Source organism: Rhizobium mongolense subsp. loessense (genome assembly GCF_900099775.1).
Classification (GTDB): domain Bacteria; phylum Pseudomonadota; class Alphaproteobacteria; order Rhizobiales; family Rhizobiaceae; genus Rhizobium; species Rhizobium loessense.
Genome location: NZ_FMTM01000007.1, coordinates 186,876 through 203,788, shown reverse-complemented (window position 1 = coordinate 203,788; position 16,913 = coordinate 186,876). Strand labels below are relative to the sequence as shown.

Here is a 16,913-nt window from a genome sequence, read left to right as displayed (position 1 = left end):
CGAGCGGCTAAGGACGCATAGCCGCTTTCAGCAATCCAATGGCCTGTGAAACGGAGGGGCCATTGATCGCGGGCGGAACTGCGCGTTCGCAAAATTCCCGCCATACGAACAGCGTCAACTCCGCGCCATCAGTGGCTTTGGCTCCAAAGAGCCTGCTCCTCAGGTTTCCTCCGGCCGGTCCTTCGCGTCGAACTGGATGATGGTGATCCAGTTCGCAGTAAGCGCGGGCTTCTTCTCATTCTCGATCTCGATGGACACTTCATATGTGGTCATCAACATGCTGGCGCCGCGAAAGCGTGCGTCGGCGAGGACGAAATGGCCGCGGATGCGGGTGCCGGATCTGACCGGCGCCATGAAGCGCACCTTGTCGAATCCATAGTTGATACCCATCGTCTGCTCGCGGATTTTGGGCAACGCATTGTAGTTCATTGTGGAAAGAAGAGAGAGCGTCAGGAAACCATGGGCGATCGTGCCGCCGAAGGAGCTTTCGGTTGTCGCGCGGGCGGGATCGGTATGGATGAACTGATGGTCGTTGGTGGCGTGCGCAAAAGCGTCGATCATCGCCTGATCGACAAGAATCCAATCTGAAAGCCCTGTTTTCGTGCCAATGAGCCCGCGGACTTCCGCGAGCGAAATTTCCCTGACCATAAATTCCCCATGAAAAAAGCCGCCTACTCAATTGCTTACAGTGGATTTATGACAATTACGACAACGATTGATATTCGTTGCGGCTTGAATCAATTCCCGACGCAAAAGATGGCCGACCGCGGCGGAACGGTCACTGCTGCGCCAAGCTTTCCGGAGCTGCCGGACGCGCTCAGCAGCCGCCACGCGGCAGTGTCTGGGGGCGGGAGGAGGAAGTCCATCGCATTGTTCGATCGGTTGAAGAGCACGGCCAGACGCACCTGTCTGCGGCTATCGCGGTCGTGCGTTGTGAGCAGCATGCCGAGCGTGGAAAAATTCGCAGTCTCCCACTCGCCAACGGTCATCGGATTGCCCGAGGATGATATCCATTCGATATCGCCGTTGCCGTCGAAGAAGCCGGATCCGGAGAAGACGCAGAAGCGCTTTCGCAATGCTGCCACGAAGGCGGTGTGGGCGATCAATTCTTCATCCAGCGCGTTCCAGTCGACCCAGGTGATTTCGTTGTCCTGGCAATAGGCGTTGTTGTTGCCGCGCTGTGTTCGCCCACCTTCATCCCCCGCCGTCAGCATGATGCTGCCGCGGCTCGCAAAGAGCGTAGAGATCAGCGCCTTCAGATCGCCACGGCGCTTCTCGATGATATCGGGATAGCGCGTTTCGCCCTCGATGCCGTTGTTCCACGAATGGTTCTCGTTGTGGCCATCGCGGTTTTCCTCGCCGTTCGCTTCGTTGTGCTTATGACTGTAGGCAACGAGATCCTTCAGCGTGAAACCGTCATGGGCCGCCAGGAAATTGACGCTGCGCGTCTCCGTTCCGCCCTTTCGCAAGAAAATGTCGGAGGAGCCGGCCAGTGCTGTTGCGAGCGGTCCGGTCTTCCAGTCGTCACCGCGCCAATAGCAGCGGATATCGTCGCGAACGCGGTCGTTCCATTCGAGGAAGGGAGCTGGAAAATTGCCGAGTTGATAGCCGCCCGGACCGATATCCCAAGGTTCGGCGATCATGATGCGCTCGGCAAGCACCTCATCGTCGAGGATCGCGGATAGTGTCCCTCCATGGGCCTCGAAGCCGTTTGCGGTGCGGCCGAGAACAGGCGCCAGATCGAAGCGGAAACCATCGACGCCGGCGCCGAGGACGAAATGTCGGAGGCTGTCGATGATGAGCTGGCGGACATAGGGATGATCGCAGGCGACGGTATTGCCGGTCCCGGTATCGTTGACGAGCTCGCCTGGTCGGCCGGGCAGATGCCGGTAGAAGGAGAGATTGTCGAGGCCGCGCAGCGACAGCGTCGTGCCGTAACGGTCGCTCTCGCCGGTATGGTTGAAGACGAGATCAAGAATGACGCCGATGCCTTCGGCCCGAAGCTTCGCAACCGTATCGCGTAGTTCGGCCATGCCGCCCGGCACGAGGCGCGGATCGAGCGCCATGAAGGCAACGGGATTGTAACCCCACCCGTTTGCTAGCCCGAGAGGCGGCAAATGGCGCTCGTCGATCCAAGCGGTGATCGGCATCAGCTCGACCGCATCGACACCGATCCGTTTGAGATGAGCGATCACTGAAGGATGGGCAAGGGCGGCGACGGTGCCGCGCTGTTTCTCGGGAACGTCCGGGTGGAGGATCGTGAAGGGTTTGACCGCGACTTCATAGATAAACCCGCCTGGCTTGAAGAGAGGTTTCTCCACCGTCACTTTCGTATCGCGGGTCACCCTCGCCTTCGGCACCAGGTTCTGCGTGTCTTCGCCGAAGATGCCGAGACGCGGATCATGGCGGAAGGGCCGGTCAAGCTGTTTGGCGTACGGGTCGACCAGAAGCTTGGACGGATCGAACCAGAGACCGTTTTCCGGAGCATAGATGCCGTCGGCCCGAATGCCGTAACAGGCGCCTTCCTTCAGGCCGTCGACGAAAAGGCGGTGCACATGGCCGTTTTCGCGCGCCATCGGCAGGCGCGCGAGTTCCTTGTCGCCGTCTTCATCGAAGAGGCAGAGCTGGATCTCTGCGGCATGCTGCGACCAGACGACGAATTCGACGCCGGTTTCGAAAAGGATCGCGCCCCCTTTAGCCCTATTGTCCGCCCGCATGAGCCTCCGATCAGGTGATCACCGAAGGTGCATCACGGCCCGTGCGCTTGCCGATGTCGGCGATGCTTTCCGCGGCGGCGACCAGGTCGGCCAGCGCCTCCTGCGTCTCGATGTTGTGCCGGGTCGAATCTGGCTCGTAACGCTCCAGGTAAACACGTAGCGTCGCACCGGACGTCCCGGTGCCGGAGAGGCGAAACACGACACGCGAGCCGCCCGAAAAGAGAATACGAATACCCTGATGTTCGCTGACCGACCTGTCGACCGGATCGTGATAAGCGAAGTCGTCCGCCTTTTCGACGGTCAAGCCGCCGAAGGTCTTGCCCGGCAGGGCTGCAAGCTGGCTGCGCAAATTATCGATCAGGCCGTTTGCAGCATCGGTATCCACGCCTTCATAGTCATGGCGGGAATAGTAGTTGCGCCCATAGGTCTGCCAATGCTGGGTAACGACGTCCTGAACGCTTTCGCCGCGGACGGCAAGGATGTTCAGCCAGAGGAGTACGGCCCAGAGGCCGTCCTTCTCGCGGACGTGGCTGGAGCCCGTCCCGGCGCTCTCCTCGCCGCAGATCGTTGCCATGCCGGCATCGAGCAGATTGCCGAAGAACTTCCAGCCGGTCGGCGTTTCGTACATGCCGATGCCGCGTTTTTCGGCGACACGGTCGGCAGCACCGCTGGTCGGCATGGAGCGTGCGATGCCTGCCAGGCCGCCCGAATATCCCGGCGCAAGATTGGCGTTGGCTGCGAGGATCGCCAGGCTGTCTGATGGGGTGACGAAGATGCCGCGGCCGATGATGAGGTTGCGGTCGCCGTCGCCGTCCGAAGCGGCGCCGAAATCGGGCGCGTCCTCACCCATCATCTCGTCATAGAGTTCCTTGCAGTGGACAGGGTTCGGATCCGGATGATGCCCGCCGAAATCCGGCAGCGGCATGAAATTGCGCACCGAGCCGAGCGGCGCGCCAAGACGGTTTTCGAAGATTTCCTTGGCATAGGGGCCGGTAACGGCACTCATCGCATCGAAGGCGATGCGGAAGCCGAGGCTGATCAGATTGCGGATCGCGCCGAAATCGAAGAGCTCCTCCATCAGCGCGGTATAGTCCTCGACCGAGTCGATGACCGAAAGCATCATGCCGCCGGGCAGTTCTTCCTTGCCGATGCGATCGAGGTTCACGTCCGGGAAATCGGCGATCTTGTAGCTGTCGATCACCCTGGTGCGCGCATAGATCGCGTCGGTGATCTTTTCCGGTGCCGGTCCGCCGTTGTTGACATTGTATTTGATGCCGAAATCTTCAGTCGGGCCGCCGGGATTGTGGCTGGCAGAAAGGATGATGCCGCCAAAAGCCTTGTATTTACGAATGACGTGCGAGGCAGCAGGGGTCGAAAGAATGCCGCCTTTGCCAACGATGACCTTTCCGAAGCCGTTGGCGGCGGCCATCTTGATCGCCTTCTGGATGACCTCGCGGTTGTAATAGCGTCCGTCGCCGCCAATGACGAGGCACTTGCCCTGATAGCTTTCCAGAGAATCAAAAATCGATTGGATGAAGTTCTCAGCATAGTTCGGCTGCTGGAAGACCGGGACCTTCTTCCTGAGACCCGAAGTGCCGGGTTTCTGGTCCTGGTAGGGCGTTGTGGATACAGATTTGTTCATTTCTGTCACTTGCCTTTCGGGGCGAGGCTTGAATAGAGGGCAGCGTAGCGCTCGGCGCTCTTCTCCCACGAGACATCCGATTTCATGCCCTGCTTTTGCAATTGGGTCCAGACTTTTTGGTCCGCGAAGAGATGTAGTGCACGCCGGATTGCCTGCAACATACCCTCTGCGGTGACGGGAGAAAACTGTATCCCCGTTGCGACTTTCGCTGCAAGCGCGGCGTGATTGGCATCGATCACGGTATCGTTGAGACCGCCGGTGCGTGCCACGATCGGCACGCATCCATAACGCAAGCCGTAAAGCTGGGTGAGACCGCAAGGTTCGAAACGCGAGGGGATGATGATGGCATCGCAGCCGGCCTGCATTAGGTGCGACATCGGCTCGTTATATCCGATCGAGACGCCGATGCGGCCGGGATGACGGGCGGCTGCGGCAAGCAGCGAACCTTCAAGCGCTGGATCGCCGGATCCGAGGACGGCAAGCTTGCCGCCGAGGGCGACGATTGCGTCGGAGGTCGCAGCGATCACGTCCATGCCCTTTTGCCAGGTAAGGCGGCTGATGATGCTGAAGATCGGCGCGCCGTCATCATGCAGGCGGAAGAATTCGGCGATCGATTTGCGGTTCTCTTCGCGATTTTTAAGTGTCGTGACGCCGTAGTGTGTGTGGACGACCGGATCGGTTGCCGGATTCCAAACTTCAGCATCAATGCCGTTGACGATGCCGTGCAGCACGTCGCGGCGGCTGGCGATGACACCTTCCAGCCCCATGCCGAACTCATTCGTCAGGATTTCCTCGGCGTAGGTGGGGCTTACGGTGGTAATTGCGTGCGCGGTCTGAAGGCCACCTTTCAGGAAGCCGATATGGCCGTAATATTCGATGCTTTCAGTCGAGAACGCATGCGGCGGCAGCCGCAGGCTCGGGAAGATGTCGGCGCTGAACTGGCCCTGGAATGCCATGTTGTGGATTGTGAGAACGGTCGGCAGCTCGGGTGTGGGATAGTAGCGCATATAGACCGGCGTCATGGCAGCCTGCCAGTCGTGGGCATGTACGAGGTCCGGTCGCCAGTTTGGCATAAGGCCCGCGGCGATTTCGGCAGCTGCCAGCGATAGCGCCGCGAAACGCCGCCAGTTGTCGACGTAGTCCTTTCCCGTGTGGTCGAGATAGGGACCGCCCGCACGATCGTAATATGCAGGGGCGTCGAGAACGAGGATATCGAGACCTTCATATTCCACTTCCAGCACCGTCGCGGGCGCTCCCAGCAGATCATCGAACTGCAGGCGAACGACCGGATCGCGAATGACCTTCATGACTGCCGGGTAGCCGGGCATGAGGGTCTTCGTTTCAATGCCGAACCGCTTGAGTGCGATTGGCAGGGCGCCGGCCACGTCGGCAAGGCCCCCTGTCTTGATCAAAGGGAAGACTTCGGACGAAACCGAAAGAACTTTCATATGTCTAAAGATCCAACTTATCGATCATCGGTTGCGTAATCAGGCAAATACCGCTTTCCGTCCGCCGGAACCGCTTGGCATCGAGTTCCGGATCCTCGCCGACGACAAGGCCCTCCGGAATGACGACGCCATGATCGATCACGACGTTTTTCAATTGCGCGCGCCGGCCGACCTTCACGCTCGGCAGGACGACGGCGCCCTCCAATTTGGAATAGGAGTTAGCACGAACACCGGTGAAAAGAAGGCTTTTGTGAAGCGTGGCGCCGGAGATGATGCAATCGCCGGCGACGACCGAGGAGGTGGCCGAGCCACGGCGGTCTTCGTCGTCATGGACGAATTTTGCCGGCGGCAGGATCTCCGCATAGGTCCAGATCGGCCAGGATTTGTCATAAATATCCAGTTCCGGGACGATCGCCGTCAGATCGATATTCGCCTGCCAATATGCTTCGATCGTTCCGACGTCGCGCCAATATGGTTCATGTTCGAAATCCGAGCGGACGCAGGACTGGCCGAAGCGGTGGGCGACCGCCTTACCGTTCTTCACGATATAGGGGATGATATCCTTGCCGAAATCCTTGCTGGAATTCGGATCGGCTGCGTCGCGGCGCAATGCGTCGATCAGGAACTTGGTGTGGAAGACATAGATCCCCATGGACGCCAGCGCAAAGTCAGGTTTGTCCGGAATGCCTGGCGGATTGGCGGGCTTTTCGACGAAATCGATGATCCGGTCGGCCTTGTCCACATGCATAACGCCGAAGCCCACGGCTTCCATGCGCGGCACTTCCAGGACGCCAATGGTGACATCCGCGCCCGAATCGACGTGCTGCTGCAGCATCCACTCGTAATCCATCTTGTAGACATGATCGCCTGCAAGGATGACCATGTACTCGACGCCGTAATCCTCGATGATGTCGATGTTCTGATAGACGGCGTCGGCAGTGCCTTCGTACCATTGCGTTTCCGAGACGCGCTGGCTGGCCGGCAGGATGTCGAAGCTCTCGTTTCGCTCGGGACGCAAGAAATTCCAGCCACGCTGCATATGGCGGATCAGAGAGTGAGCCTTATACTGCGTCGCGACGCCGATGCGGCGGATGCCGGAATTCAGCGCGTTCGACAGTGCAAAGTCGATAATGCGTGATTTGCCCCCGAAATAGACCGCCGGCTTGGCGCGCCGGTCGGTGAGTTCCTTGAGGCGGCTTCCCCTGCCGCCGGCCAGAACATAGGCCATTGCGTCGCGGGCAAGTGGCTGAATGCGCTTTTCTACCATTTTCTACTCCTCCCACCAGTCTTCAAGTCTCAGGTTCAAGCATGATCGTCGCTAGCGGCGGCAAGGTGATCGACGCAACGATGCTGCCGCCTGCGTTGACGGCCTGCACGCGCCCGCCATTTCCCTTGCCGCTGCCGCCGTAGATATCGGCATCGGTATTCAGGATTTCCCGCCAGCGGCCTTCGAACGGCAGGCGGATGGAATAGTTCTCGCGGTAAGCCGGCGTGAAATTGGTGATGACGGCGATGGGCTTGTGATCCGGTGCCTTGCGCAGCCATGCAAAGACGGAGTTTTCGTGATCGTCGGCGATCAGCCATTCGAAACCGTCGCCTTCGCAATCGCGCGCGTGCAGCGCCGGCTTGGAGCGGTAGGTGAGGTTGAGGTCGCGTACGAGACGGCGCATGCCTTCGTGCATGCTGTATTGCAGCAGGTTCCAGTCGAGCGAGGTTGCCTCGCTCCATTCGCTCCATTGCGCAAATTCCTGGCCCATGAAGAGCAGTTTCTTGCCGGGGTAGCCCCACATGAAGGCATAATAGGCGCGCAGGTTTGCGAATTTCTGCCAGTCGTCGCCAGGCATCTTTGCGATCAGCGAACCTTTGCCGTGCACCACTTCGTCATGAGAGAGTGGCAGTACAAAGTTTTCCGAATAGGCGTAGAGCAGGCCGAAGGTCAGTTCGTTGTGGTGATGCCTGCGATATATCGGATCACGCTTCATGTAGCTCAGCGTGTCGTGCATGAAGCCCATGTTCCACTTGAAGCCAAAGCCCAGGCCGCCTTCATGCACCGGCTGCGAGACCTTCGGCCAGGAGGTTGATTCCTCGGCAATGGTCATGACGCCCGGGTGCTCGGCATAGATGCGGGTGTTCATGTCCTGAAGGAAGCGGACCGCCTCGAGGTTTTCGTTGCCGCCGTATTCGTTCGGAATCCATTCGCCGTGGTTGCGCGAGTAATCGAGATAGAGCATCGAGGCGACGGCATCGACACGCAGGCCGTCGAGATGGAATTTCTCCGCCCAATAGAGCGCGTTGTTGACGAGATAGGATTGAACTTCGGTACGGCCGAAATTGTAGATCGCCGTATTCCAATCCGGGTGGAAACCTTTGCGCGGATCCTCATGCTCGTAAAGTGCGGTGCCGTCGAACCAGCCGAGGCCGTGTTCGTCGGTGGGGAAGTGCGCGGGCACCCAGTCGAGAATGACGCCGATGCCGACCTTGTGGCAGCCGTTGACGAAACGGGCAAAACCCTCCGGTTCGCCGAAGCGGGCGCTCGGCGCGTAAAGCCCGGTGGTCTGGTAGCCCCACGACGGGTCGTAGGGATGTTCGGTGATCGGAAGGAATTCGATATGAGTGAAACCCATGTCGACGCAGTAGGGGATGAGGCTGGAGGCAAGCTCATCCCAGGAGAGGAAGGAGCCATCCTGGTGGCGCTGCCATGAACCGGCATGCACCTCATAGATCGAGATCGGCTGGCGGCGCTTGTCGGTTTCGCTCCAGTGTTTGAGATGGTCTTCGTCCTGCCATTCCTGTAAAAGCTCAGGCGCCACGACGGAGGCGGTCTTCGGACGAAATTCGCTGCGCCGCGCAAAAGGATCGGCTTTCAGCGGCAGGAGAACGCCGTCATGGCCGCGGATCTCGAACTTGTAAGGGACGCCCGTGGGGACATCCGGCGCAAAGATTTCCCATATGCCGGCGCTGGCGCGAAAACGCATCACATGTCGGCGTCCGTCCCAATTGTTGAAATCGCCGACGACGGAAACGCGCTGGGCATTGGGCGCCCAGACGGCAAAATGGATTCCCTGCGCGCCTTCATGCTTGATCCAGTGCGCCCCCATCTTGTCGAAGAGGCGGAGATGCGAGCCTTCACGCGCGTAGTAATCGTCCATCGGGCCGAGTACGGGGCCGAAGCTGTACGGGTCGGTGACGGCCCATTCCGCATCGTCGCGCCGGGCGCGGTAGCGCACCGGCTGCCGTTTCGCCAGCGCGACCGGGCCAGCAAAAAAGCCATCCGGATGGAGCTGCGTCAGTTCGCCAATAACGCTGCCATCGAGCGTCAAGGCGGTGACTTCTTCGGCGCCGGGAATGAAGCAGCGGGCAGCGTAGCTGTCGCCTGCCTCATGCACGCCGAGCACGGCAAATGGGTTCGCGTGCGAGCCGGCAAGGATTGCCGTGATTTCGTCTGCCGAAATTTCCCAGGGACGCTTTACTTCAAGGGCGGCTTTCGGCGTTTTCATCCGGCTCTCCAGATTTCATCGGCATACTGCCTGATCGTGCGGTCGGAGGAGAACCAGCCCATTCGCGCGGTATTGTTGATGGTCTTGGCATACCAGGAGGACGGCTTGTTCCAGATCTGGTCTACGTCCCGCTGGGCGGCTGCATAAGCGTCGAAATCGGCGGCGACCATGAACCAGTCGTGCGAATAAATGCCATCGATCAGCTGGGCGTAGCGATTGCGGTCATCCGGCGAGAAGACGCCGCCGGCAATCGAAGCCAGAGCCTGCGACAGTTCCCGTGAGCTTTCGATGATGGCGCGTGGGTTGTGTCCATCGGTGCGGGCATCGGCGACCTCATCGGCGCGCAGGCCGAAGATGACGATATTGTCGGCGCCGACATTATCGCGCATCTCGACATTCGCCCCGTCCAGGGTGCCGATCGTGAGCGCTCCGTTCAAACCGAACTTCATATTGCCGGTGCCGGAGGCTTCCATGCCGGCCGTCGAAATCTGCTCGGAGAGGTCGGCGGCGGGCACCATGACCTCGGCAAGCGACACGTTGTAATTGGGCACGAAGACCACTTTCAGGAGGCCGCGGACGGCCGGGTCGTTGTTGATCGTGCGGGCGACGTCGTTGATGAGTTTGATGATGAGCTTGGCATTGTGATAACTCGGCGCCGCCTTGCCGGCAAACAGCTTCACGCGCGGGACCCAGTCGAGTTCGGGATGTGAACGGATCTGGTCGTAGAGGGCGACCGCCTCGACAATGTTGAGCAATTGGCGCTTGTACTCGTGGATGCGCTTGATCTGAATGTCGAACATCGCGGAAGGATCAAGCTTCACGCCCATGCGGCTGGCGACAAGATTGGAAAGCGCCACCTTGTTCGCGCGCTTCACGGAGCCGAACTTTTCCTGGAAGCTCGGATCAGTGGCGAATTTTTCGAGCGGCTTGAGCTTTTCGGCGTCATCCATGAATTCTTCGCCGATCGCCTCGCGGATAAGGCTGGTAAGCCCGGGGTTGCATTGCTGCAGCCAGCGGCGTGGGGTGATGCCGTTCGTCTTGTTGTTGATGCGGTTCGGATAGAGCTTGTGCAGGTCCGCAAAGACCGTGACCTTCATGAGTTCGGTATGCAAGGCGGATACGCCGTTGATCGAATGCGAGCCGACGAAGGCGAGATTGCCCATCCGCACCCGGCGGTCGCCGCTCTCGTCGATCAGCGAGATCGCCCGGATTTCGGTGTCGGAGAAGTTTTTTTCCCTGCGGGCCTCAAGCAGAATCTTGGCATTGATCGCGTAGATCAGCTGCATGTGACGCGGCAGCAGCCGTTCGAAGAGCGGGATCGGCCAGGTTTCGAGAGCTTCCGGCAGGAGCGTGTGGTTGGTGTAGGAAATCGTGCGGCGGACGATATCGAAGGCCTGCTCGAAATCCATGCCGTGAACGTCACAGAGCAGGCGCGTCAGCTCGGCAACCGAAACGGCGGGGTGCGTGTCATTCAGCTGGATCGCCACCTTGTCCGGCAGCGAGGTGAAATCGTCATACTGCTGTAGGTGGCGGCGCAGGATGTCCTGAAGCGAGGCGGAGGAGAAGAAGAATTCCTGGCGAAGGCGCAGCTCCTGTCCGGCCGGCGTCGCATCTGCCGGGTAGAGCACGCGCGTCAGGCTTTCGGCCTTGTTGCTTTCGCGCAGAGCACCGATATGGTCGCCGGCATTGAAGGCGTCGAGCAGGATAGGGTCGATCGGCTGGGCCGACCAGAGACGCAGCGTGTTGACGCGCCTGCCGCGCCAGCCGACCACCGGTGTGTCGAAGGCAGCGGCGATGACGCGCTCTGCCGGCTTCCAGACATAGCGCGGCTCGCCTTCGCCGTTGTTGGCGACGTCGACAGTGCCGCCGTAGCCGATTTCATAGGCGCTTTCGCGGCGTTCAAATTCCCAAGGGTTGCCATGCGCCAGCCAGCTTTCCGGCAATTCCACTTGCCAGCCGTCGGCAAGCTGCTGACGGAATAGGCCGTGGACATAACGGATGCCGTAGCCATAGGCCGGCACTTCGACTGTTGCCATGCTTTCCATGAAACAGGCCGCGAGGCGCCCGAGGCCGCCGTTGCCGAGAGCAGCATCCGGCTCGAGGCCGGCGATCACGTTGACATCGACGCCGAGGGAGGCAAGCGCATCGCGCACCTGCTCCATCAGGCCCATGTTCGTGACGGCATCGCGCATCAGGCGGCCGATCAGGAACTCAAGCGACAGGTAGTAAACGCGCTTGTCGCCTGTCGCGTAGACCTTGCGCGTCGATTCCATCCATTTGTCAATGATGCGGTCGCGAACGACGAGGATCGTCGCCGTCAGCCAGTCATGCGGCTTGGCAACTTTTGCATCCTTGCCGATGCGGTAAGTCAGGCGTTCGATGATTTCTTCGGCTAGAATTTCCGGGCGGGAACTGCGCGGGGCGGGAGAAGGGATGGTCGGCTTGGAAACGGGGGTCATCGTCATATCTCGCCAATTTTGATTTAGTTTCAGTGCGTTACGTCTGACGAAGCCGACTTTGCACGCACGCCGGTCACGGCAGTTTATGCATCGTTACCAAGCACTTGCAACAGGGGATTTAGCGAAAGCAAAAAATTGCGAAACCGTCGTGTTCACCGGCATAAGGGACTTGATTTCAATTGGTTTTCCCAGTCTGATGCGCGAGATTAGCCCTAAACGAAAAGCCGCCCCGGGTTGTTCCGGAGCGGCTTTTGCTTGATAGATGAGCGCCTAATTTATTGGGTCAGACGTATGCTCTGCTTGGCGGCCGATGAGCCGATTATCTTAAAGGCTGATACGAGCGAGGCCATGTTCTCGGCTGCGAAATAGGTTGAAGAGCTCGTCGCGCAGTAGCTTAGCAGCGCCTTGCCGCGATCGGGAGCCATGAACGCAACCGTATAGACCGTGATATTGTTGTCGCGCGCCAAGTCGCACCACTGTTTGGTTTCAGTATCGGCTGCAATGTAATTGTTGTCGCCGTCCGTCATGAAGACAATGTATTTGTCGGGCGTCAGGCCGTTCTTGGTCAAGTGCGCTGTATTCTCGGCCGGGTCGGTAATCTTGTTATATGCCGTCTTAAAGGCATCGCTTGAATCTGTCCCGCCTGTCGCGGTCAGAGCGTTGACGTAGGTTGACACGGCAGACGTTCCCCAGGCCAGATTCAACGCCGGCTGCATTTCGATATTGTAAGAGACGCTGCCGGTGCGGACGTATTGCAGATTGGGATCGGCGGTATTCAACTGGGCCAAAAGGCTCGAAACGGCAAGCTTCAATGCCTCGATCTTGGTGTAGTAGTCCGTAACGGTTCGCTCGCAGGTCTTCGGGTTCCTTTTCGAGCCACAGTTGTAGCTTTCCGTGTACGTATGCGAGGTCGTCGTATCCTGGGCCATCGAGCCCGAACGGTCGAGAACGAGATACATCGAGAGCGAGCTCTTTGTGACGGTATTTTCGGTACTGCTCTCCGTCTTGGACAATGAGCCGATTTGCGTGCTTTCCTTGCCCAAGGCGCGCATCAGCGCGCTATTGTCCATGTTGTAGGCAGTTTTGACCTCAACTTTATAAGTCTTGCCGCCCGAACCGGATGCAGTTTCTGTGACAACAACAGACATTGCATCCTTTAGAGCCGCGATGGTGTCCGAATCGTCAATGTAGTTTGACATCTGGCCGACGACAAAGTTCTTGGCGAGCTCCTTGGCGCCATTCACGTCGACCTTTTCGGCGACGAGCGCGGAGGCTGCGGCAAGAGCAGCCGAATCGGAGGCTTCCTGCAACTGACGTTGCGAAAGCATCATGTTGGATACATCGACGGCGAGCCCGGCGGCGCCAATCGCGACCGGCATCAAAATCGCCGTCATCATGGCGAAATTGCCAGAACGATCGCGCAAGACGCGCGTAATGTTGGCGCACAGAAAAGATATGGGAGACATCATGTCACCTGCAGCAAGAGAGGATTTATGCTGTTTCCATATCTACAGCGCGGTTGTTACCACAGGTCTTAAGGTAATCGCTAAAATTGCAGATAACTTGCGATTTCGGGACATGATCTACTGCGTTTGCCGGATAACCTTCTCGCCAAGAGGACAGCTGGCGCTTTTGCGCATTAACGTCTGTGGCAGTGGGTTCTGCGTCGGTCCTACACACTTGCCGTCGCCATTGGCACGTTCCGGTACAGAGGCCAGGAAGACATGCGGATGCTTCCGCCAAGGTCGGTTGATTTCGGGATTCAAGCAGTCAGAAAGATAGGAGACAGGGTTTGCCGTGCTAGTCGCAAGACTCAGAAAGCAGCCGGTTCCTGTTTTCCGATCACTTGATCGGAATAACGTCGACGGCCTGCACGGCGCGATGGCCGCCGTAACTTTTCAGGACGCCGATAACAGGGGCGACGTCGGAATAGTCGCGGCCATAGGCGACGACGATGTGGTCGGTGCCGGCGGGCATGTCGTTGGTCGGGTCGAGTTCGATCCAGCCCAGTGTTTCACCACACCAGACACGGACCCAGGCATGCATGGCATCAGCGCCTTCGAGCCGTTCCTTGCCGGGTGGTGGGATAGTGCGCAGGAAGCCGGAGACATAGCCTGCCGGGATGCCGAGGCTGCGGAGCGCCAGGATCATCACATGGACGAAATCCTGGCAGACGCCGCGTTTCAGGGTGAAGGCGTCGAGAGCCGTGGAATCGACCGTCGTCGCTTCCGTATCGTAGGTGAAATCCCTGTTGATGCGGGCGCACAAGGCATTGGCGATCTGCAGCACGGTAAGGCCGGGTAGCGCACAGTCCCTGGCATAGTCCGAAATGGCGCGGGTTTCCGCGAGACGAGGGCTGCCGGCGAGGAAATGATGTGGAGAGTCAGGCTCCAGCGACCAGACGCCAGCGACCTCCTTCGGCAGGCGGTCGAGGACCGGCGAGAAATCGGCGGCGATCGAACGGCTATCGACCTGCACGCGGGCCTGCATGCGGATATCCAACGTCTCGTGCGGCGACCGCAGCAGGAAGGATGTTGCCGGATGGAGGAAGAAATCGGTGAAATGCGATTGCTCGTCCGGCGACGGAGATATGGTAATCGAGCCTGCGACCAGCCGCTGCCGGTCGGGCAGCGAAAGCGGCATCAGCCGAATGATGTGGCGCGCGCCCGAAGCCGGCGTGTCGTAGGTGTATCCCATGTGCAGGGTGAGGTCGTAGAGCACGGCGGTCACCCGAGGTAGGTCTGGGCAAGAAGGTCGGACAGCTGCTCGAGCTCGCGTTCAAACTTCTTGTAGAACTCGCCGGTCATCGTTTCGGGCGTCATGACGGCGAGGCCGGAATGCAGGCGCATGGCCTCGCGGTAGAATGGCGACATCTGGCCGTTGACGAAGGCGTTCGGCAGCTGCTCGACCTCGCGATGGATCTCGTTCATCTGGAAGAGAACCGAACGCGGGTTCAGCGGGTCGAGCGCCAGAAGGTCCGTCACGGTCAGGCGGGCGGTGTTGACGTTGTACCGTCGGCGGTGGGTCATGACGCTGTCGCCGATTTCGAGGAGCATATCCAGCGCGCCATCAGGGGCATCGGAGCCAGACATATGGCCGAGAAGACGGGTCATGTGCAGGCCGCGCTCGATATAGCGACCGAGCGAGAGGAAGCGCCATCCGGTGAAGCGATACATGTTTTCATGCACGAGACCTGCGAAGCCCGCGAGCTTGCGCAGCAAGATCGTCATGGCATGGCTAGCGTCGTCGCCTGCTGCAACGCTGACATGGAAGCGGTGGGCGGTCTTGGCCAAGTCGTTAAGCGCCAGCCAGCCATCTGGCGAGAACCGGTCGCGGATATTGCTGGCGGAATAGACGGCGCTGTCGATGTTGCGCAGCAGCGTTTCAGGAACGGCTTCTTCCGTGGCGATGTCGACGGCGGCGAGATATTCCGAAACATCGGCAAGCAGCGGCTGACTCGGATCGGCGGCTTCGGCGTAACGGGCGTGCCAGGCGCGAAGGATGCGCAGCGCTCCTTCGGCGCGCTCGATATAGCGGCCGAGCCAGAAGAGATTGTCGGCCGCCCGACTTGGCAGGCTGCCCGGCATATTGCGGGTGAAGCTTCCTTCGGCAGGCAGCAGAGTATGGCGCTCGACCGGCTTGTCGCTGACGATCCAGACGTCTGCCGCCGCCCCGCCCGACTGCATGGCGATCGCGGCGGCGTCGTCGCCGGCGCCGATGCGGGCAAAGCCGCCCGGCATGATCTGCCAGCCATTCGCCGTGCGGGCGGCGAAGACGCGAAGCGACATCGGCCGAGGCGTCAACTTTCCGTCTACCCAGGCCGGCGTGGTGGACAGCGTGACGACTTCCTGGCCGACCAGTTTCGGGCCGTCGGTGTTCAGCCAGTCGGTGATAGAATCCTTTGCCGTTGCGCGCAGCGACGAGCCGAGGACAGACTCGCCGCTATCGTCGAAGAAGGGAGCGCGCGAATAGGCGGGACCAATCACCATCTTCTCGATGTTCTTCGCGACGTGTTCGCGCTCCTGCTTCTGCCCGCACCACCAAGTGGCGATCGACGGCAGGGACAGTTTTTCGCCAAGCAGGCGGCGACAGATCGTCGGCATGAAAGCGAGCAAGGCGCGCGTCTCGAGGATGCCGGTTCCCAGAGCATTGACGATCGTCACCGATTCGGCACGCAGTGCCTCGACCAGACCGGGTGTGCCGATATGCGAATTCTGGTTCAGCTCCAAGGGATCGGCATAGGCGGAATCGAGGCGACGCCAGAGGACGCCGATCGGCTTCAGGCCGGCCACCGTGCGAACCATGACGCGGCCGTTGACCACCGTCAGATCTTCGCCTTCAAGCAGCATGAAGCCGAGATAGCGAGCGATATAGGCGTGTTCATAGTAGGTTTCGTTTGCCGGTCCGGGGGTCAGAACGCCGATGCGGTCGTCGCCGGAATGCTTCATCGTCTGCAACGCATCGCGGAAGGCGCCGAAGAAGGAGGCGAGACGGTGAACCGGGGTTTCGGCATAGATATCGGAGAAGGCGCGTGTGGTGGCAACGCGGCTTTCAAGCGCAAAGCCTGCACCTGACGGCGCCTGTGTACGGTCGGCCAGAACCCACCAGTTTCCGTCCGGACCGCGGCCAATCTCGAAGGCGCAGAAATGCAGGTAGTGGCCGGTCGCGGGCTTTACGCCTGCAAGCGGGCGCTGGAATTCCGGGTTGGCGGCGATCAGGCCAGGCGGCAGGAAGCCTTCCTCGACCAGCTTGTTGTCGCCATAGATATCGGCAACGATCGCCTCAAGCAGGTCGGCGCGCTGCACCAGGCCGGCAGAAAGCGCCTGCCATTCGCGCTCGTCGACCAGGACCGGGATATGCGACAGCGGCCAGGACCGCTCGCCCGTGCCCTTGCTGCCATAGGCGCGGTAGAATACGCCGGCATCGCGCAGATAGCGGTCGGCTCGGGCGAAGCGCTCGGTCAGTTCCTTCTCGGGAATTGCCCCGAAGCCCGCAAGAAAGCGCTGCCAGACCGGGCGGATGGCGCCGTTGTTGTCGACCATCTCGTCGGCAATGCCAGGCAGGGGCGCATAGCCGAACGCCGCACCGTTGCCGCCGCGGCTTGCAACCTCGTCCCTACGTTTCTCCATTGCCGGTTTCTTGCCCATTAA

At 60.0% G+C, this 16,913-nt stretch carries 10 protein-coding genes and 1 pseudogene; all 11 read right to left on the bottom strand.

Annotated features, from left to right (window positions below; translation table 11 throughout):
• Positions 1–7: 7 nt before the first annotated feature.
• A pseudogene (locus tag BLP23_RS34665) lies at positions 8–145 on the bottom strand (HIT family protein); the annotation flags it as partial.
• A 14-nt stretch (positions 146–159) separates the two neighbouring features.
• A complete protein-coding gene (locus tag BLP23_RS22070; RefSeq protein ID WP_092586929.1) occupies positions 160–648 on the bottom strand; it encodes a MaoC family dehydratase in 489 nt (162 codons plus the stop codon).
• 89 nt (positions 649–737) lie between these two features.
• Complete coding sequence (glgX, locus tag BLP23_RS22065; protein ID WP_092586928.1) at positions 738–2,717, bottom strand: glycogen debranching protein GlgX; 1,980 nt, start codon at positions 2,715–2,717, stop codon at positions 738–740.
• Positions 2,718–2,727: 10 nt separating this feature from the next.
• Positions 2,728–4,359, bottom strand: a complete 1,632-nt coding sequence (locus BLP23_RS22060; protein WP_092586927.1) for an alpha-D-glucose phosphate-specific phosphoglucomutase — start codon at positions 4,357–4,359, stop codon at positions 2,728–2,730.
• A gap of 5 nt (positions 4,360–4,364) precedes the next feature.
• On the bottom strand, positions 4,365–5,807 hold the full coding sequence (glgA, locus tag BLP23_RS22055) for a glycogen synthase GlgA (protein ID WP_092586926.1): 1,443 nt from the start codon (positions 5,805–5,807) through the stop codon (positions 4,365–4,367).
• 4 nt (positions 5,808–5,811) lie between these two features.
• Positions 5,812–7,074 carry a glucose-1-phosphate adenylyltransferase gene (gene glgC, locus BLP23_RS22050; RefSeq protein WP_092586925.1) on the bottom strand — a complete coding sequence of 421 codons (1,263 nt, stop codon included), beginning with the start codon at positions 7,072–7,074 and terminating at the stop codon, positions 5,812–5,814.
• Between the two features lie 22 nt (positions 7,075–7,096).
• Positions 7,097–9,304, bottom strand: a complete 2,208-nt coding sequence (glgB, locus tag BLP23_RS22045) for a 1,4-alpha-glucan branching protein GlgB (protein WP_092586924.1) — start codon at positions 9,302–9,304, stop codon at positions 7,097–7,099.
• Positions 9,301–11,763, bottom strand: a complete 2,463-nt coding sequence (locus BLP23_RS22040; protein ID WP_092587061.1) for a glycogen/starch/alpha-glucan phosphorylase — start codon at positions 11,761–11,763, stop codon at positions 9,301–9,303. The genes glgB and BLP23_RS22040 overlap by 4 nt, the downstream gene beginning before the upstream one ends.
• Positions 11,764–12,038: 275 nt before the next feature.
• Entirely contained in the window at positions 12,039–13,160 is a 1,122-nt protein-coding gene (locus BLP23_RS22035; protein WP_233426778.1) for a VWA domain-containing protein, read from the bottom strand.
• A 445-nt stretch (positions 13,161–13,605) separates the two neighbouring features.
• Entirely contained in the window at positions 13,606–14,493 is an 888-nt protein-coding gene (locus BLP23_RS22030; RefSeq protein ID WP_092586923.1) for a transglutaminase family protein, read from the bottom strand.
• Entirely contained in the window at positions 14,490–16,910 is a 2,421-nt protein-coding gene (locus BLP23_RS22025) for a circularly permuted type 2 ATP-grasp protein (RefSeq protein WP_092586922.1), read from the bottom strand. Before BLP23_RS22025 ends, BLP23_RS22030 begins: the two co-directional genes overlap by 4 nt.
• Between the last annotated feature and the right edge of the window lie 3 nt (positions 16,911–16,913).